14 protein-coding genes are annotated in these 19,045 nt (G+C 64.1%); 5 read left to right on the plus strand and 9 right to left on the minus strand.

The window, feature by feature from the left end; genetic code table 11:
- The first annotated feature begins 434 nt into the window (after nucleotides 1-434).
- Both gltB and HCN50_RS20585 read left to right on the plus strand, forming a co-directional pair.
- Nucleotides 435-5,183, plus strand: coding sequence for a glutamate synthase large subunit (gene gltB, locus HCN50_RS20580; protein ID WP_171711515.1), 4,749 nt, complete (start codon nucleotides 435-437; stop codon nucleotides 5,181-5,183).
- Between the two features lie 151 nt (nucleotides 5,184-5,334).
- Nucleotides 5,335-6,792 carry a glutamate synthase subunit beta gene (locus tag HCN50_RS20585; protein WP_171711516.1) on the plus strand — a complete coding sequence of 486 codons (1,458 nt, stop codon included), beginning with the start codon at nucleotides 5,335-5,337 and terminating at the stop codon, nucleotides 6,790-6,792.
- 141 nt (nucleotides 6,793-6,933) lie between these two features.
- Here the strand turns inward: HCN50_RS20585 and HCN50_RS20590 are convergent, their stop codons facing one another.
- The gene (locus HCN50_RS20590; protein WP_171711517.1) at nucleotides 6,934-8,631 is read right to left on the minus strand and encodes an outer membrane beta-barrel protein; all 1,698 of its coding nucleotides are present in this window, start codon (nucleotides 8,629-8,631) and stop codon (nucleotides 6,934-6,936) included.
- A gap of 192 nt (nucleotides 8,632-8,823) precedes the next feature.
- Between HCN50_RS20590 and HCN50_RS20595 the strand changes: the two genes are divergently transcribed.
- The gene (locus tag HCN50_RS20595) at nucleotides 8,824-9,840 is read left to right on the plus strand and encodes a KpsF/GutQ family sugar-phosphate isomerase (RefSeq protein ID WP_171711518.1); all 1,017 of its coding nucleotides are present in this window, start codon (nucleotides 8,824-8,826) and stop codon (nucleotides 9,838-9,840) included.
- 110 nt (nucleotides 9,841-9,950) lie between these two features.
- On the opposite strand, the gene HCN50_RS20600 is transcribed toward HCN50_RS20595, so the two are convergent.
- A complete protein-coding gene (locus tag HCN50_RS20600; protein ID WP_171711519.1) occupies nucleotides 9,951-10,502 on the minus strand; it encodes a carboxymuconolactone decarboxylase family protein in 552 nt (183 codons plus the stop codon).
- 71 nt (nucleotides 10,503-10,573) lie between these two features.
- Between HCN50_RS20600 and HCN50_RS20605 the strand changes: the two genes are divergently transcribed.
- Nucleotides 10,574-10,909, plus strand: a complete 336-nt coding sequence (locus tag HCN50_RS20605; RefSeq protein WP_171711520.1) for a winged helix-turn-helix transcriptional regulator — start codon at nucleotides 10,574-10,576, stop codon at nucleotides 10,907-10,909.
- Between the two features lie 145 nt (nucleotides 10,910-11,054).
- Here the strand turns inward: HCN50_RS20605 and HCN50_RS20610 are convergent, their stop codons facing one another.
- The 3 genes from HCN50_RS20610 to hemH form a co-directional block, all read right to left on the minus strand.
- Nucleotides 11,055-11,498 carry an NfeD family protein gene (locus HCN50_RS20610; RefSeq protein WP_171711521.1) on the minus strand — a complete coding sequence of 148 codons (444 nt, stop codon included), beginning with the start codon at nucleotides 11,496-11,498 and terminating at the stop codon, nucleotides 11,055-11,057.
- A 123-nt stretch (nucleotides 11,499-11,621) separates the two neighbouring features.
- Entirely contained in the window at nucleotides 11,622-12,620 is a 999-nt protein-coding gene (locus HCN50_RS20615) for an SPFH domain-containing protein (protein ID WP_171711522.1), read from the minus strand.
- 172 nt (nucleotides 12,621-12,792) lie between these two features.
- A complete protein-coding gene (hemH, locus tag HCN50_RS20620) occupies nucleotides 12,793-13,830 on the minus strand; it encodes a ferrochelatase (protein WP_171711523.1) in 1,038 nt (345 codons plus the stop codon).
- A gap of 111 nt (nucleotides 13,831-13,941) precedes the next feature.
- Between hemH and HCN50_RS20625 the strand changes: the two genes are divergently transcribed.
- Entirely contained in the window at nucleotides 13,942-14,340 is a 399-nt protein-coding gene (locus tag HCN50_RS20625) for an MAPEG family protein (RefSeq protein WP_171711524.1), read from the plus strand.
- Between the two features lie 38 nt (nucleotides 14,341-14,378).
- Here the strand turns inward: HCN50_RS20625 and HCN50_RS20630 are convergent, their stop codons facing one another.
- The 4 genes from HCN50_RS20630 to HCN50_RS20645 all read right to left on the minus strand — a co-directional run bounded on the left by HCN50_RS20630 (nucleotide 14,379) and on the right by HCN50_RS20645 (nucleotide 18,929).
- Nucleotides 14,379-14,813 carry an acyl-CoA thioesterase gene (locus tag HCN50_RS20630; RefSeq protein WP_171711525.1) on the minus strand — a complete coding sequence of 145 codons (435 nt, stop codon included), beginning with the start codon at nucleotides 14,811-14,813 and terminating at the stop codon, nucleotides 14,379-14,381.
- A gap of 187 nt (nucleotides 14,814-15,000) precedes the next feature.
- Nucleotides 15,001-16,065 (minus strand): nickel/cobalt transporter, encoded by a 1,065-nt coding sequence (locus HCN50_RS20635; protein WP_171711526.1) that lies wholly within the window; start codon nucleotides 16,063-16,065, stop codon nucleotides 15,001-15,003.
- A gap of 5 nt (nucleotides 16,066-16,070) precedes the next feature.
- On the minus strand, nucleotides 16,071-16,697 hold the full coding sequence (locus HCN50_RS20640) for a DUF1007 family protein (protein WP_171711998.1): 627 nt from the start codon (nucleotides 16,695-16,697) through the stop codon (nucleotides 16,071-16,073).
- 141 nt (nucleotides 16,698-16,838) lie between these two features.
- Nucleotides 16,839-18,929 carry a M3 family metallopeptidase gene (locus HCN50_RS20645; RefSeq protein WP_171711527.1) on the minus strand — a complete coding sequence of 697 codons (2,091 nt, stop codon included), beginning with the start codon at nucleotides 18,927-18,929 and terminating at the stop codon, nucleotides 16,839-16,841.
- Nucleotides 18,930-19,045 lie beyond the last annotated feature (116 nt).

The following is a 19,045-nucleotide window of genomic DNA, read 5'->3' on the forward strand; positions in this document are numbered from 1 at the left end:
CATTCCGCTCTCTCGTCCGCCGGCCCGCGGTCAATTTCATTACGAAATCCGGCGGTCCTTGGGCCGGATCGGGGCGCGCTGCCGCCGCAAGGCCCAGCCTGCGGTCTTTCCCGGCCGCAAGCCGCCGATCCGCATGCGGGCTAAGGACTTTCACGCGCTTGTGTGATAAAGAAAAATTTGGCATGGTCGAAGTTAGGACAGTATCACTGTCTCAATTGCGGGGCGGTCCCGGCATAGGGATTGCAACGAAACCGTGGCGCCACGAGCGTCGGGGCAGTGCAGGCAAGGCCGTTCCTCAGGGACGTTGAACGGGAAGGCCTGAATTTAAGAAATTGCGGCTCGCGGCGGACGAGCGGTGGCCCGGTGGGTGCCGCAAGCGTCCAAGGTGCGCCGACGATGCGGTGAGGCCCTTAGCCTTTTTTGAGAGGAATGAAATGAGCGGGTCGGAATTCGAGCGCGAAAACATCGTGACAGAAACCCTGTCGGCGACCGCGGCTTCGAAACCGGCCGACACGCTGCTTGAGGATTCTCGGCGCGAGCATGACTGGCGTCCGCCGGCGGAGGGCCTCTACGATCTCAGCCTGGAGAAGGATTCCTGCGGCGTCGGCTTCATCGCCAACATCAAGGGCAAGAAGTCGCATCAGATCGTCTCCGACGCGCTTAACATTCTCTGCAACCTCGAGCATCGCGGCGCGGTCGGCGCCGATCCGCGCGCCGGCGACGGCGCCGGCATTCTGGTGCAGATCCCGCACGCCTTCTTCGCTCGCAAGACCGCCGAACTCGGCTTCAAGCTACCGGAGCCCGGCCAGTACGCGATCGGCGCGCTGTTCATGCCGAAGGAAACGGCGTGGCGAAAGGTGATCCAGAGCATCATCGCCGAACAGATCAAGGAAGAGGGCCTTGTGCTGCTCGGTTGGCGCGACGTGCCGTCCGACAACGCTTCGCTCGGCGCCACGGTCAAGCCGACCGAGCCCTACCACATGCAGGTGTTCATCGGCCGCAACGGCACGGCGAAGACCGAGGAAGAGTTCGAGCGCAGGCTGTACATCCTGCGCAAGTCGATCTCGCAGGCGATCTATCAGCGGCGCGATCGCGGCATGGCCGGCTATTATCCGGTCTCGATGTCGTGCCGTACCGTGATCTACAAGGGCATGTTCCTCGCCGACCAGCTCGGCAAGTACTATCCCGATTTGCACGAAGAAGATTTCGAGAGCGCGCTGGCGCTGGTGCATCAGCGCTTCTCGACCAACACCTTCCCGACCTGGTCGTTGGCGCATCCGTACCGGATGATCGCCCATAACGGTGAAATCAACACGCTGCGCGGCAACGTCAACTGGATGGCGGCGCGCCAGGCCTCCGTGCATTCGGAGCTTTACGGCAAGGACATCAGCCGCCTGTGGCCGATCTCTTACGAAGGCCAGAGCGACACCGCCTGCTTCGACAACGCGCTGGAATTCCTGGTGCAGGGCGGCTACTCGCTGCCGCACGCGGTGATGATGATGATTCCGGAAGCGTGGGCCGGCAATCCCTTGATGGATGAGCAGCGCCGCGCCTTCTACGAATATCACGCAGCCCTGATGGAGCCGTGGGACGGCCCCGCCGCGATCGCCTTCACCGACGGCCGCCAGATCGGCGCGACGCTGGACCGCAACGGGCTGCGCCCGGCGCGCTATCTCGTCACCAACGACGACCGCATCGTGATGGCGTCCGAAATGGGCGTGCTGAAGATCCCCGAGGACCAGATCGTCACCAAGTGGCGGCTGCAGCCGGGCAAGATGCTGCTGGTCGACCTTGAACAGGGACGCCTGATTCCCGACGACGAGATCAAGGCGACGCTCGCCAAGAGCCATCCCTACAGCGACTGGCTGCATCGTACCCAGCTCGTGCTGGAGGAATTGCCTGATGCGGCCACCAAGGGTGTGCGCTCCAACCTGCCGCTGCTCGACCGGCAGCAGGCGTTCGGCTATTCGCAGGAAGACATCAACATCCTGATGACGCCGATGGCGGCGACCGGCGAGGAAGCCGCCGGCTCGATGGGCAACGACACGCCGATCTCGGCGCTGTCGGACCGGCCGAAGCCGCTCTTCACCTATTTCAAGCAGAACTTCGCGCAGGTCACCAACCCGCCGATCGATCCGATCCGCGAGGAGCTCGTGATGAGCCTCGTCTCGATCATCGGGCCGCGGCCGAACCTGTTCGACCTGCAGGGCATGGCCTCGACCAAGCGGCTCGAAGTGCGGCAGCCGATCCTGACCGATGCGGATCTGGAGAAGATCCGCTCGATCTCCGACGTCGCAGACACCCATTTCAAGTCGCGCACGCTCGACACCACCTTCCACGCCGGCTTCGGCGCGGCGGGGATGGAGCAGGTGCTCGACGAACTCTGCGCGCGCGCCGAGGGCGCGGTGCGCGAAGGCGTCAACATCATCATCCTGTCGGACCGGATGGCGGGCACGGACCGGATTCCGATTCCCTCGCTGCTCGCCTGCGCCGCCGTGCATCACCACCTGATCCGCACCGGCCTGCGGACCTCCGTCGGCATCGTCGTCGAATCCGGCGAGCCGCGCGAAGTGCATCATTTCGCCTGTCTGGCCGGCTACGGCGCCGAGGCGATCAATCCGTATCTGGCGTTCGAAACCATCATCGCGATGAAGGATCGCCTGCCGGGCGCGCTCGACGACTATGAAATCGTCAAGCGCTACATCAAGTCGATCGGCAAGGGCCTGTTGAAGGTGATGTCCAAGATGGGCATCTCGACCTACCAGTCCTATTGCGGCGCGCAGATCTTCGACGCCGTCGGGCTGAAGGCCGATTTTGTCGCCAAGTATTTTGCCGGCACCCACACCCGCATCGAGGGCGTGGGCCTTGCCGAAATCGCCGAGGAAACCGCGCGCCGCCACACCGACGCGTTCGGTGACGCCCAGGTCTACAAGAATGCGCTCGATGTCGGCGGCGAATACGCCTACCGCACCCGCGGCGAGGACCATGCCTGGACGGCCGAGTCCGTCTCCACGCTGCAGCATGCCGTGCGCGGCAACTCGCAGGAGCGTTACCGGGCGTTCGCCAGGATCCTCAACGAGCAGTCGGAGCGGCTCTTGACGCTGCGCGGCCTGTTCCGAATCAAGACGGCCGAGGACGAGAAGCGCAAGCCGGTGAAGCTCGACCAGGTCGAGCCGGCCAGCGAAATCGTCAAGCGCTTCGCCACCGGCGCCATGAGCTTCGGCTCGATCTCGCGCGAAGCACACACTACGCTTGCGATCGCCATGAATCGGATCGGCGGCAAGTCGAACACCGGCGAAGGCGGCGAGGAAGCCGATCGCTTCAAGCCGATGCCGAACGGCGATTCGATGCGTTCGGCGATCAAGCAGGTCGCTTCGGGCCGCTTCGGCGTCACGACGGAATACCTCGTCAACTCCGACATGATGCAGATCAAGATGGCACAGGGCGCCAAGCCCGGCGAAGGCGGCCAGTTGCCCGGCCATAAGGTCGACGCGACGATCGCGCGCGTGCGGCATTCGACGCCGGGCGTCGGCCTGATCTCGCCGCCGCCGCACCACGACATCTATTCGATCGAGGATCTGGCGCAGCTCATCTACGACCTCAAGAACGTCAATCCGGACGGCCAGGTCTCGGTCAAGCTGGTTTCCGAAATCGGCGTCGGCACGGTGGCCGCGGGCGTGGCGAAGGCGCGCGCCGACCACGTCACCATCGCGGGCTTCGAGGGCGGCACCGGCGCGTCCCCGCTCACCTCGATCAAGCACGCCGGCAGCCCTTGGGAAATCGGCCTTGCCGAAACCCACCAGACGTTGGTGCGCGAGCGGCTGCGCAGCCGCATCGTGGTGCAGGTCGACGGCGGTTTCCGTACCGGACGCGACGTCGTGATCGGCGCGCTGCTGGGCGCCGACGAATTCGGCTTCGCCACCGCGCCCTTGATCGCCGCCGGCTGCATCATGATGCGCAAGTGCCATCTCAATACCTGCCCGGTCGGCGTCGCGACGCAGGATCCGGTGCTGCGCAAGCGTTTCACCGGCCAGCCCGAGCACGTCATCAACTACTTCTTCTTCGTCGCCGAGGAAGTCCGCGAGATCATGGCATCTCTCGGCTACAAGACGTTCGACGAGATGGTCGGCCAGACCCAGATGCTCGACCAATCCAAGCTGGTGGCGCACTGGAAGGCGAAGGGGCTCGATTTCTCGAAGCTGTTCGTGCGGCAAAAGGAAGAGAAGGGCCAGAAGATCTATCACGCCGAGCCGCAGAACCATCATCTGGAAAAGGTGCTGGACCGCCGCCTGATCGCCAAGGCGCAGGCCGCGCTCGACCGCGGCGCCCCGGTGAAAATCGAGGAAGAGATCAACAACACCGACCGCTCGGCCGGCGCGATGCTGTCCGGAGCCGTTGCGAAGATCTACGGCCATGCCGGACTGCCGCATGACACCATTCATGTCAGCCTGAAGGGCACCGCGGGCCAGGCATTCGGCGCGTGGCTCGTCAAGGGCGTCACCTTCGATCTCGAAGGCGAAGGCAACGACTATGTCGGCAAGGGCCTGTCCGGCGGTCGCATCATCGTCAGGCCGCCGAAAAATTCCGGCATCGTACCGGAAGAATCGATCATCGTCGGCAACACGGTGATGTACGGCGCGATCGAGGGCGAGTGCTACTTCCGCGGCATCGCCGGCGAGCGCTTTGCGGTGCGTAACTCCGGCGCGGTGGCGGTCGTCGAAGGCGCCGGCGATCACTGCTGCGAATACATGACCGGCGGCATCGTCGTGGTGCTGGGCAAGACCGGGCGCAACTTCGCGGCCGGCATGTCGGGCGGCATCGCCTACGTGCTGGACGAAGCCGGCGACTTCACAAAACTCTGCAACATGGCGATGGTCGAACTGGAGCCGGTGCTCTCGGAAGAGATGATCAACCAGAACACCTATCACCACACCGGCGATCTCGAAGCGCATGGCCGGGTCGACGTGTTCCAGAACCTGCTCGACTCCGACGTCGAGCGGCTGCACGTGTTGATCTCGCGCCATGCCAAGCTGACCGGCTCGAAGAAGGCTACCGAGATCCTCGCGAACTGGAAGGCCTGGCTGCCGAAATTCCGCAAGGTGATGCCGGTGGAATACCGCCGCGCGCTGAAGGAATTGAAGGCGAACGCCGACGCCGAGCCGAAAATCGCGATCGGGGCTTAGTTACACCAGCCCGTCATTGCGAGCGCAGCGAAGCAATCCATAGCGCCACCGAGCCGAACCATGGATTGCTTCGCGGCCCACGCGCCTCGCAATGACGGAGGGTGACGGAAATAGACAGATGCGAACGAGAGATGCAGGGGCATCAGGTTTAATGGGCAAGATCACAGGTTTCCTCGAGATCGACCGCAACGAACGCAAGTACGCGCCGGTCGCCGAGCGGTTGAAGCATTTTCGCGAATTCGTCATTCCCCTGAGCGAGAAGGACACGCGCGATCAGGCCGCGCGCTGCATGAATTGCGGCATTCCGTACTGCCACGGCACCGGCTCGGTGGCGCCGGGCACACCGGGCTGCCCGGTCAATAACCAGATCCCCGATTTCAATGACCTCGTCTATCAGGGCAACTGGGAAGAGGCCTCGCGCAACCTGCACTCGACCAACAATTTTCCGGAGTTCACCGGCCGCATCTGCCCGGCGCCGTGCGAGGCGTCCTGCACGCTCAACATCGATGACAACCCGGTCACCATCAAGACCATCGAATGCGCCATCGTCGATCGCGCCTGGGACAATGGCTGGCTGAAGCCCGAGATTGCGCCAACCAAGACCGGCAAAAAGGTCGCCATCGTCGGCTCCGGCCCCGCGGGCCTTGCCGCCGCACAGCAGCTCGCGCGCGCCGGCCACGACGTTCATGTCTACGAAAAGTACGCCAAGGCCGGCGGCCTGCTTCGCTACGGCATTCCCGACTTCAAGATGGAAAAGCACATCATCGATCGCCGCGTGGCGCAGATGGAAGCCGAGGGCGTGACGTTCCACTACGGCGTTCACATCGGCGGCACATCTGCGGGCGCAATCGATCCGCGCGAACTGCTCGCCCAGTATGACGCGGTGGCATTGACCGGCGGCGCCGAGGCCGGCCGCGACCTGCCGATCCCAGGCCGCGACCTCGACGGCGTCCACTTTGCGATGGATTTCCTGCCGCAGCAGAACCGCCGCGTCTCCTCCGAGCCGCTCGGCGACACCAAAGAAATTCTCGCCGGCGGCAAGCATGTCGTCGTGATCGGCGGCGGCGACACCGGTTCGGACTGCATCGGCACCTCGCTTCGGCAGGGCGCGAAGTCCGTTACCCAGCTCGAAATCATGCCGGCGCCGCCCGAGCATGAGAACAAGGGCGTCACCTGGCCGAACTGGCCCTTGAAGATGCGGACCTCATCGAGCCAGGCCGAAGGGGCCATCCGCGAATACGCGGTGCTGACGCAAAAATTCTCGGGCGTCGACGGCAAGGTGCAAAAGCTGCACTGCGTGAAGGTCGACGACAAGTTCAAGCCGATTCCCGGCACCGAATTCGAGCTCGAGGCGCAGCTCGTGCTGCTCGCCATGGGCTTCGTGCACCCGGTGCACGAGGGCATGCTGAAGACACTCGGCGTCGACCTCGACCAGCGCGGCAACGTCCGCGCCAACACGTCGGACTACCAGACCTCGCTGCCGAACGTATTCTCCGCCGGCGACATGCGCCGCGGACAATCTCTCGTCGTCTGGGCGATCCGTGAAGGCCGCCTGTGCGCCCGGGCGATCGATCAGTATCTGATGGGCTCGACGACGCTGCCAAGGTAGTCCCTGTCCACACGGCTGTCATCGCCCGCGAAGGCGAGCGATCCAGTATCCCAGAGGCTTTTCTGTGGAATTCGGATAAGCCGCGGTGTACTGGATGCCCCGCCTGCGCGGGGCATGACGACTGGAGTGCGAATGCAGCTCTTAATGCTGCACCCGCACCCCCAGCATCACCACCGTCGATGCCGTGCTATTCCCGGGCAAGTTCGAATCCAGCCAGTCCCGCCGCAGCGTGCCGCGGAGCCAGACGTTGCGGTTCATCTTGTAGATGGCGTCGCCTGATACCCCGTAGATCTTGTCGCGCCTGGGATTGCCCTGATAGTCGAGCGAGCCCCACGTGAACTTGCCGATTGCGGTCAACCAGCGGCGGAAGTCGTGGTCGACTTCGACGGTATAGACATGCGTCAGCACGCCCGACGTGCCGGGCAGCGTGGTCTCCGTGATCGTGGTGTCGGAATAGAATTTTGCCATCGTCAGCGGCGTCGCGGTCCAGACCAGCGAGGACGAGACGAGCAGGCCTTCCAGGCGGTTCAGCCGCGGATCGACATAGTCGCGCATGGCGTAGCCGACCGCGATTTCGCCGGTCAATAGCCGCGAGAATTCGAAGCTGGTGCCGCCCTTGGCGTAGCCGCCCGAGGAATCGCGCGCAAATCCGCTGCGATCGAGCCTGACGTCATGCACGCGGCTGTCGCCCTGCACTTCCACGAAGGGCTTTATGCCCGGCTTCAGATCATAGCTGACGCGGCCAACGCCGCCATACTGGCTGAAGTTGCGGTCGTCGTTGGTCGTTGAAGTGCCGTCGGTGAGCTTTGAATTGGTATAGTCGGTGCGGTCGACCGTGGCGCCGGCGGAGACCTGCAGCCGGTTGAAACTCTGGTCGACACCGATGGTGCTGCCTAACGTGGTCAAGATCGGATATCTGGCGAGACCCGCCTGCACGTTCGGACTGCCGGGATTGTCGGTCGAGACGAACAGCCGACCCTGCGCGGTCAGCCGCGTGTCGCGACTGACATCGAGCCGGCCGTCGATATGACCGTTGAAGTTGGGCCGATCGACATCGAGCGGCGCCGACAGCGGCGTGCCGTCCGCGTTCGGCGTGAGATTGCTGGCGTAGCCGGTGAAGGAGCCGCGGAGATCAGCCACCAGGGCGTGACGCCTCCAGTCGGAGACCGCCAAAAATTCCGGCGCGATCACGTAGAGCGGCTTGCCTTGCGCCGCGGCCAAGCGACCGGCATTGGTATCGTAGCCGCCGGAAATTTCTACCGCGGATTTGATCAGGAAGCTGCCGGCGTAGTCGCCGACCGCGCCGAACGGATCGTCGTCGATCCGGAGGCGCTTGCGCGGCGGTTGTCCCACAACCGTGCCCGCCATCGCCGGTGGGACCGGAGCCTTGTGCGCGGATTCCGACGGGGGAATCGACAGCCGCAGCCGCGTGTTCGACGCGATCGGCGGCGGACTGCCGGGACCGACCGGCGGCTTGGGCTTCGCCTGACCGGGATAATATTTCGGCTTCTTGCGCTTGCGGTTCAACGAGTCGTAGCCGGAGTCGGCAGCGCCGCTCGCCGCCGGCAGGCCGTATTTCGGGATCGGTCCGGTCCGCGCCGACGCGGGCCTCTCACCCTGCGGTAGCTTCGGACGGGTGAGCAGATCATTCACCCCGGCCACAGTCCGGCGCAGTGGCGAATCGGGCGACGTGATCTGGCTGGTACGCTGCGAGCTGAACAGGTCCGGTGTGACGGTTTGAGCCTGCGCTGCGGTTCCCGAGAGCGCGATCAGCGCGAGGCACGGCAAGGCTGCGCGAAAGGCGCGCGCGCTTCTCCGGCCCGTTGCTGGCCTCGTCATGACGATAAGTAACTCCAACGAAAACAACTACTTGGCACATGCACGCCGCCCGCTCGTACGGGAACTCGTCGTTAATGGAGTTAAAACAATTATGGTTAATGGGTCGTTGAGAGCCCTTCTGACCGCGTCGCATCGCCGAACCGGCCATGCTATGGAGGGCTTTGGGCGAAGCGCCTCCTCCCTGGGATAGACATGGCCAATCCGCATCCGCTGATGACAGAATCATCCGGCACCACCCCCGCTGACTCCGCCGTCCAGTCAGCCTTGCGCACGCTCGACGCCGAAGGCAGCGGGATCGCCGCGCTATCGGCAGCGCTGCAATCCGATCTGCGCGCACCCTTCGTAGCGGCGGCCGATTTGATCCGGAACGCCAACGGGCGGCTGATCGTCACCGGACTCGGCAAGTCCGGCCATATCGGCCGCAAGATCGCCGCGACCTTTGCCTCCACCGGCACGCCGGCCTTCTTCGTGCATGCTGCCGAGGCGAGCCATGGCGACCTCGGCATGATCACGCCCGAGGACGTCATCCTGGCGCTGTCCTGGTCCGGCGAGCAGCCGGAGATGAAGAATCTGATCACCTATGCCAAGCGCTTCCGCATTCCCGTTATCGCGATGACGGCGGAGCGGGAATCCTCGCTTGCGAAGGCCGCCGACGTGGCGCTGACGCTGCCGAAGGCGCGCGAGGCCTGCCCGCACAACTTGGCGCCGACCACCTCTTCGCTGATGATGCTGGCGCTCGGCGATGCGCTGGCGATCGCGCTGTTGGAAGGCCGCGGCTTCACCTCGACCGACTTCAGCGTGCTGCATCCCGGCGGCAAGCTTGGCGCACTGCTCAAATACGCCCGCGACCTCATGCATTCCGGCGACGCGGTGCCGCTGAAGCCGCTCGGCACCAAGATGTCCGAGGCGCTGGTCGAGATGACGTCGAAGGGCTTTGGCTGCGTCGGCATTACCGATGCGCGCGGCCATCTCGCCGGCATCGTCACCGACGGGGATTTGCGCCGCCACATGGATCATCCCGACCTGATGGCGGCGACCGTCGACGAGGTGATGACGCGCAATCCGAAGACGATCGGCCGCGACGTGATGGCCGGCGAGGCGCTGGAAATTCTCAATTCGTCGAAGATCACGACCTTGATCGTCACCGACGCCAACAAGCCGGTCGGCATCGTACACCTGCACGATTTCTTACGCGCGGGCGTGGCGTAAGGGGTCCCTGTCGTTCCGGGGCACGCGAAGCGTGAACCCGGAACCTCGAGATTCTCAGGTGCGCAAGTGCGCACCATAGTTCGATGCTCCGCATCGCCCCGGAATGACCTTCATCGCGGAAATCTCGCGGCCGTCTCCTCCAGCGGCAGGGCCAGTCCGTTCGCGAGATACGACACGGTCCGGTAGAATCCGCACAGCAGGATGATCTCGAAAATGTGCGCTTCATTATAGTGCGCCGAGAGGTCCGCGAATTCGGCCTCGCTGAACGTGGCGCGCTCATGCAGCGCATCGACGGCTGCGATCAGCGCCTGCTCTGCCGGCGACCAGCACCCCGCATCGGCTGGGCCGAGCACGGTGGCGCGGACCTGTTCTTCCGTCAGATGCGCCGCGTCAGCAAAGGTCGTCACATGCACGCCCCATTCATATTCGCACCGCGTTCGCGCGCAGGTACGGTCGATGACGATCTCGCGCTCCCGCAACGACAGCGGGCCGCGATCCAGCAGGCTGGCGGCGCGGAATTTCTCCCAGGCGCGGGCGCTGCCGGCCACGACGCGGAACAGCATCAGCGGCGGCGCGCCGCGCATGATGCGGTTGAACTGCGCGGCAATTTCAGGTGCATAAGGCGGCTCAAGCGGCGCGACGCGCGGGGCTGTCTGGGACATCGCCAACTCCTGTGCTACAGATAACGTAGCGGTACGCTACATTATTTGTAGCAATGCGCAAGAGGATCTCCATGCCGAAACCGGACGTCGCCACCAACCAACGCGCCGTTCGCGGCTCGCGAACCGGCCGGCCTATCATGGCCCTGCTCGACCTGCTCGGCCGCCGCTGGACCCTGCGGATCGTCTGGGAGCTGCGTGACGCCCCCCTGACCTCGCGCGCGCTTCGCATCGCCTGCGACGACGCCTCGCCGACCGTGATACAGGCCCGGTTGTCGGAGCTGCGCGAGGCCGGCCTCGTCGAACTCCTGGCCGGCGACGGCTACCGCCTCACGCCGCTCGGCAGGGAGTTGATGGAGAGCTTCCTGCCGCTGCACCGTTTCGCCGAGCGCTGGAGCCGGCGCGGTTGAGCTGCTTAACTTCGCCCCGCTTGCGAGGAGATGTCGCCGCGCTTGCGCGGCCGGTGAGGAGTTACCGAACTCTCCACATTCGACGCTCGCGGTGAGAGCCCCTCACTCTGACCCTCTCCCCCGAAGAGCTGGCAGCGGGGGTTTGTTAAGCCACAGCCACCGTCAGGCTCGCGCCGTCGGCCTGCACGACCCTGACGCGGCTGCCCGCCGGCGCGTCCGGGCCCGCGACCCGCCAGATCGTGTCGTCGATCCGCACCGTGCCGGTGCCGCCGACGATCGGCTTTTCCAGGGTGAATTCCCGGCCGATCAGCGCCTTGGTCCGGTTGTTGAGAAAAGGGCTCTCGCTGCGGCTGCCGGTGCTGCGCGCGAAGTACCGCCACGCCGGCACCGCGGCGATGGCGAACACCGCGAACATCAAAAGCTGCGTCTGCCAGGACGGGTTGATCGCAAACGACACCAGCCCGACCAATAGCGCCGCGAGCCCGAGCCAGAACATGAAGACACCCGGCGCGAGCAATTCCAGCGCCATCAGGAGGAAGCCGAAGATCAGCCAATTCCAGGTGCCTAATGTCGAAAACACTTCGGTCATGACACGAACCTCTCAACGTTCTTCCGTGGGGAGAGACCCCTCACCCCAACCCTCTCCCCGCGAAGAGCCGGGCGAGGGAGCGCACTGCCATTGCATTGCCAGGGTCGGTACATTGATACGCTCCTATCGCTGCGGCGCGACCGGCGGCGGCGTCGGGCCGGCGCTCGGCACCGAGGACGTCCGTCGCGCGGCGGCCGCGGCAATTGCCGCTTCACCGAAGGTCGCCTTGGCGATCTCGCCGATGCCGGCCAGCGAGGACAGTACGGAGGTTGCTTCCACCGGGATCAGCAGCACCTTCTGGTTCGGCGAATCCGCAAACTGCCCGAACGCCTTGATGTATTTATCAGCAATAAAATAGTTCAGCGCGGCGACGTCGCCCTTGGCGATCGATTCGGAGACCATCTGCGTCGCCTTGGCCTCCGCCTCCGCCAGCCGCTCGCGCGCCTCGGCGTCGCGGAACGCGGCCTCGCGGCGGCCTTCGGCCTGCAGGATCTGCCCCTGCTTGGCGCCTTCGGCGCGCAGGATCTCCGACTGACGCTGGCCCTCGGCTTGCAGGATGTCGGCGCGCTTGACGCGCTCGGCCTTCATCTGCCGGCCCATAGCCTCGACCAGATCGGCCGGCGGCACGATGTCCTTGATCTCGATTCGGTTGACCTTCAATCCCCACGGTGATACCGCGGCATCGACCACGCGCAACAGGCGCTCGTTTATCTCGTCGCGATGCGACAGCACCTGGTCGAGGTCCATCGAGCCCATCACCGAGCGGATGTTGGTCATGGTCAGCACAATGATCGCCTGTTCGAGATTGGCGACCTCGTAGCTTGCCTTCGCCGCGTCGAACACCTGAAAGAACGCGACGCCGTCTACCGTCACGGTCGCATTGTCCTTGGTGATCACCTCCTGCTCGGGAATGTTGATTACCTGCTCCATCATGTTCATCTTGCGGCCGACGCGATCGAAATAGGGCACGATCAGGTTCAGTCCCGGCGACAACGTGCGGGTGTATTTGCCGAACCGCTCGATAGTCCAGTCGTAGCCCTGTGGCACCGTCTTGACGCCCGCGAACAGCGTGACAATGACGAGTAGAACAAACGCAATCGCGAAGATGTCAAAACCGCTCATAAGTCCCCTCCAAAGCCGGCAGGAGGCGCTGCCGGACGCGCTACCCGTTTGTCATCAAGGCCGCGGCGCCGGTTCAGCGCCGGCTGTTATCAATCATGGTTATATAACTAGGGAACGAATGGACGGCCACCAGATGTTCAGACTCGAAGCGTGGCCCCCCACTCTTCGAAGGCTATATCCAGCCCTGAAGCTCGCGCAAAACGAGCTGGCGGATGACGTCCATGCCCGGCTCGCTGTCGTTCAGACACGGGATTGCGGCGAATTGCTCGCCGCCATTGCGCTTGAAGATTTCGGCATTTTCCTGCGCGATCTCCTCCAGCGTCTCCAGGCAATCGGCCGAGAAGCCGGGGGTCACAACCGCAATGCGCTTCACACCATCTTTCGCCAATTTTTCGATGGTCTTGTCGGTGTAGGGCTGCAGCCACTCGTCGTTGCCGAAGCGCGATTGAAATGTGAGGACCAGTTTCGAGGCATCAAGGCCCAACCGCCTGCGCAGGCTTTCGGTGGTCGCGACGCACTGGGCGTAATAGGGATCGCCTTTGTCGACATATTTCTGCGGCATGCCGTGAAACGACGCCACGATCAGTTCGGGCTGGAACGGCAAGGTCGCCAGATGCGCCGACATCGAGACGGCGAGCGCCTCGATGTAGTCGGGATCATTGTAATAAGGCGGGCTGACCCGCAGCGCCGGCTGCGCGCGCATGTCGGCCAGCGCGCGAAACACCTCGTCGCAGACGGTTGCCGAGGTCGCCGCGGAATATTGCGGATAGAGCGGTACCACCAGCAGCCGATCGCAACCTTGCGCGGCCAAGGCCTCGATGCGCGAGCGGATCGACGGATTGCCGTAGCGCATCGCCCAATCGACCACGACATGCTCACGATCTGCGATGGCCGCGGCGAGCTTTTCGGCCTGCGAACGGGTGATCGTCTTGAGCGGCGATTCGCCTCGCTCGACATTCCAGATCTTCTGGTAGTCGCGCGCCTTCCTGGCCGGACGGATGCGCAGGATGATGCCGTTGAGGATCAGTTTCCAGAGCAGCCCCTGATCCTCGATGACGCGAGGATCGGACAAAAATTCCTTCAGGTAAACGCGCACCCCCTGCGCATCGGCGGTATCGGGCGTGCCGAGATTGACCAGCAGCACGCCGACGCGTTGCGCCAGGGCGGCCTGCGCCGCTTTCGCATTTCCAAAAGGGATGACCGTGGTCATGATTTTGATGGCTTCGCGCGTCGTACCATCCTTGTCAAGATAACCGCCGGTTCGGTACCCTTCCCAAATTGCCGCGGGGCGCGTGCGTGCGGGTGCGCCCGGGGAGGAACCATGACGATCGCCGAATGGTGCGTTTTCGGAACGCTGCTGCTCTATCTGCTGACGATCGCCTCGGTCAAGTGGGCCGCCTATGGCCGTTTCGACAATGCGAAGCCGCGCGATCCCGCCTTCTACCAGGACCCGATCCGCGCCCGTGCGCTCGGCGCACACCAGAACGGCATCGAGGCCTTTCCGTTCTTTGCGATCGCCGTGCTCTTGGCGGAATTCCGGCTCGGACCGCAGCGCCTGATCGACGAGCTCGCGATTCTCTTCGTGATCGTGCGGATCGCTTATGTCTTCACTTATCTCGGCAACCGCCCCACCCTGCGCTCGATCCTCTGGACCATCGGGTTCGCGATCAATATCGCGATCTTCTTCATGCCAGCGATCAAGCGTTATCTGCCGGTGTGAGGCTGGCTTACCGCTCGATGAAATGCTCCCGACTTCGCTCAGCCGAGATGCTTCTCCCGTGTCGCGATCAGCTCGCGGATTTCCTTCGATATCGGGACCGGGCGATGGGTCTGCTGATCGGTGTTCACCCAGACGATCTCGCCGGTCACTAGCGCATCGCCGCCGCCTTTGAGGAAAATCGCAAGCTCGAAGGTCATGCTCGTATTGCCGATCCGCGCCACGCGCGCGCCGACCTCGAGCTCCCAGTCGAAACGGACCGGCGCCTTGTACTCGATGACGGATCTGACGACGTGAAAATCAACGCCGGATTGCTTGGCATCGGCATATTGATCATAGCCGAGCGCGCGAAAATACTCGGTGATGGTGGTGTCGAAATAGGTCAGGTAATGCGCGTTGAAGACGACGCCCTGGCCGTCGATCTCGGAATAGCGCACCCGGAACGGGTGAAAGAACCAGAATTGCTCGCGTGACATGGGATTCCCGGTATTGCGTGTTCGGCTGTGTGCATAGCCGACACAGTCCGTTTCATAAAGCCGGTGCTCCCACTGTTTGGCTGTCATTCCGGGGCATGCGAAGCACGAACTATGGTGCGCAATTGCGCACCTGAGAATCTCGAGATTCCGGGTCTGGTCCTTCGGACCATCCCGGAATGACGGATAGCTACAAACACGTCGCCCGTTCGGCGGCGAGATAGCCGAACAACAGGCCGAGGCCGAACAAGAGCACGAGGCCGGCGGCGCCGAATTCGATGCCGCGCATGATCAGCGCGCCGCCGCCCTGGCGCCCGGCGCTCAGCCGCTTGGCGAGCCCCTTTGCCGATACGGCGATGAGGGCGATGGTTGCGACGGTGATCGCCGTACCCAACCCCATTACGAAGGTCGCGGCAATGCCGGCGAGGAACAGGCCCTGCGCCAGCGAGAACACCAGCACCAGGATCGCGCCCGAGCAGGGTCGCATGCCGACGGCGAGGATCGTCCCCAGGCCGCGCCGCCAGCCGCCGGGACCGGCGAGCTGGTCCGGCGTCGGGCCGTGCGAATGGCCGCAATGCTCGTCGTGAACGTGGCCATGGCCGTGATCATGCTCATGCCCATGGTGGTGATGATGATGGCCATGATCATGATCGTGCTGATGAGGGGTTGTGGCCGCCATCGCCAGCTCCGGCTTCGCCTGCAGCGCGCGCATAAAACCGCCGCCCTTGGTCCAGACCAGCCGTGCGCCAAAGGCGGCGATCAGGGCGTAGCTGACGATCTCGATCGCCTTCTCCGCCGAGCACATCGTCTTGGCGGTCGAAGACAGCAGCCAGGCGAACACGGCCACGATTGCCACCGCCACCAGCGCCTGCAGGAACGCCGAGGCGAACGACAGCACGATGCCGCGCCGCGCGGTTTCCTCGTTGGCAACGAGGTAGGACGATATCACCGCCTTGCCGTGGCCGGGACCGGCGGCGTGAAAGATCCCATAGGCAAACGAGATCGCCAGCAATGTCCAGACCGCGCTGCCGTCCGATTTCGCGGCGCGGATGGTTGCCGACATCTCGCGGTAGAATTCCGACTGCTTGGCCAGAATCCATCCGATCACGCCGCCGACCTGCGGCTCGGCGGCGGCCGGGCGCGGCCCGCCGAATGGATTTTGCGCCATCACCGCGTGCCAGGCAGCGTCGAAAACCACAACGGCCGCGAACCCCGCGGCCGTGATTGCGATGCCTCGCGCGACAGGTGCTGACATCAACCTCACGGGCAGTTCACCGTGATCTTGTTGGCGAACATCGCGCCATAATTGGAATTGTCGCCGTTCATGAAATTCTGCTCGTTCAGCCGCTGGGTGTTGGCGGTCGCGTCATTCGGCCGCTGGAACTGCATCTGACAGGCGGCGGGCGCGCCGACCAGCTTGATCGGATCCTTGTCGTCGAACTTGAAGTCGATGAAGTAGGAGGGATCGAACACCTCCAGCGCCAGTTGCTTCGACGTCACCGGCGCCTTCAGCGGCAGCACGAAATGCAGCGTCAGCGCGCTGTCCTTGTATTCGAGGTAGTAGTCGACCGGCTCGTCGAATTTCGCCTTCTTGCCGTCGGCCTTGGCGAAGGTGAAGTAGGCGAACTCCTTGAGCGATTCGACATTGGTCTGCGCCAGCGGCGCCAGTTCGTCGCGGGTGTAAACGCCCTTGGCCTTGGTCTCGATACCCTGCAGCGCGTAGGTGGAGAACATGTCGTCGAACGTCCAGGCGTGACGCACTCCCGTCATCGCGCCGTCAGGCGCGTACACCACCTCGCTTCTGGCGGTGATCCAGACATGGGGATGGGCTTCGGCCGCAGTCGCACCGAATGCGATCCCGCCAATGAAGATCAGTACGCCGAACATCACGCGCAACACGTCGTGCCCGCGAAGGCAGGGACCCATACGTCGCGTTGTTTGTTTTTGGCAGTGTGGCAAAGGCTTTTCCTTCCCAACGAACACCAGGGGTTATGGGTCCCTGCGTTCGCAGGGATGACTCGTGGCCAGTCAGGCCGCCGGCGTCGCTTCGAGCAGGCCGCGCCGGCGCAACAGCGCGTCGGCCTCCGGCTCGCGACCGCGGAACGCGACATAGGCCTCCTCCGGCTCGCGCGAGCCGCCCGATGAATAGATGTCGTCGTGCAGGCGCTTTGCCACCGCGGGATCGAAGATGTCACCGGCTTCCTCGAACGCGCCGAAAGCGTCGGCGTCCATCACCTCCGACCACATATAGCTGTAATAGCCCGCCGCGTAATGATCGCCGGAGAAGATATGGCCGAACTGCGTTGGCCGGTGCCGCAGCGCGATTTCGGCGGGCATGCCGATCTTCTCCAGCTCGGCCTTTTCGAAGGCGGCGACGTCGCGGCTGGCCTCGGCCGGCTGGGTATGGAATTCGAGGTCGATCAGCGCCGAGGAGACGAACTCCACGGTGGCAAAGCCCTGGTTGAACTTGCGGGCGGCGAGGAAACGCTGCAGCAGGTCGTCAGTCAGCGGCTCGCCGGTCTGGTAGTGCCTGGCGAACTGCCGCAGCACCTGCGGCTGCTCCTGCCAGTGCTCGTAGAGCTGCGAGGGCAGCTCGACGAAATCGGTGAACACGGATGTTCCCGACAGCGACGGATAGGTCACGTTGGACAGCATGCCGTGCAGCCCGTGGCCGAACTCGTGGAACAGGGTGCGGGCGTCATCCGGCGACAGCAGCGACGGCTGGCCGTCCGCGCCCTTGGCGAAGTTGCAGACATTGATGATCAAGGGGGCAACCTCGACGTCGAGCTTCTGCTGGTCGCGCAGCGAGGTCATCCAGGCGCCGGAGCGCTTTGAAGGCCTGGCGAAGTAGTCGCCGTAGAACAGCGCCTTGTGCTTGCCGTCGGGCCCCTTCACTTCCCAGACCCGGACATCCGGATGCCAGACCGGAATGTCCTTGCGTTCGGAGAAAGTAATCCCGAACAGGCGGGTGGCGCAGTCGAAGGCGGCCTCGATCATGTGATCGAGCACCAGATACGGCTTGATGGCGGCGTCGTCGAAATCGGCTTTCCGCTGCCGCAGCTTTTCGGCGTAGTAACGCCAGTCCCACGGGGCGAGCGCGAAGTTGCCGCCCTCCTCCGCGATCAACGCCTGCAGCGCGTCGCGGTCGGCGAGCGCCCGCTCCCGGGCCGGCTTCCAGACCCGCTCCAGGAGGCCGCGCACCGCCTCTGGCGTCTTGGCCATGGAATCCTCCAGCCGGTAGGCGGCGTAGGTCGGAAAGCCCATGATCCTGGCGGCCTCCTCGCGCAGCGCGAGGATCTCGACGATGATGGCGTTGTTGTCGTTGGCGTTGCCGTTGTCGCCGCGCGCGGTGAAGGCCTTGAAGACCTTCTCGCGCAGATCGCGGCGGGACGAGCTCTTCAGGAACGGCTCGACGGAAGAGCGCGACAGCGTCACGATCGCCTTGCCTGCCATGCCGCGCTCTTCCGCCGCCGCCTTGGCCGCGGCGATAAAGGCCTCGGGAAGGCCGGCGCGGTCGTCCTCGCCAAGCTCCATGAACCAGTCCTGCTCGTCGCCGAGCAGATGGTGGCTGAACGAGGTGCCGAGCTGCGCCAGCCGCTCGTTGATCTCGGCCCGGCGCTTCTTGGCGGCCTCGTCGAGGCCGGCACCGGCGCGGTAGAAGTTGGTGTAGGTGCGCTCCAAAAGCCGCATCTGTTCGCCGGTCAGGCCGAGCGAGGCGCGGTTCTCGTGCAGCAGCGCGATGCGGCCGAACAGCACCGCGTTCATCATGATCGGGTTCCAGTGCCGCGCCATTCGCAAGGAGACTTCCTTGTCGATCTCGAGAATCGCGGGATTGGAGTGCGCCGAGACCAGGTCGTAGAACACGGCCGAGACCTTCGCGAGCAGCTTGCCCGAGCGCTCCAGCGCCGTGATGGTGTTGGCGAAATCGGGCACCGAGGGATCGTGGGTGATCGCCGCGATCTCGGCGGCGTGGTCGACAAAGGCCTGCTCGAAGGCGGGCAGGAAGTGTTCCGGCTTGATCTCGCTGAAGGGCGGTGTCTCGAATGGCGTCTGCCACGGGCGGAGCAGCGGATTTTCGCCAGCTTCCGAAGGGGCCGCCGTCTGCAGGGTTTCTGACATCACAATTCCCGTTTTTGCCTCGTTTTCTTGCGCGGAAACCGGTACCGATTTCGCTCGAAAACGCTTCAGAACATGCGGCAATCTATAGCACGCGATGCGGCATTTTTGGGCCTTTT

It is taken from the genome of Bradyrhizobium archetypum, from assembly GCF_013114835.1.
GTDB lineage: Bacteria > Pseudomonadota > Alphaproteobacteria > Rhizobiales > Xanthobacteraceae > Bradyrhizobium > Bradyrhizobium archetypum.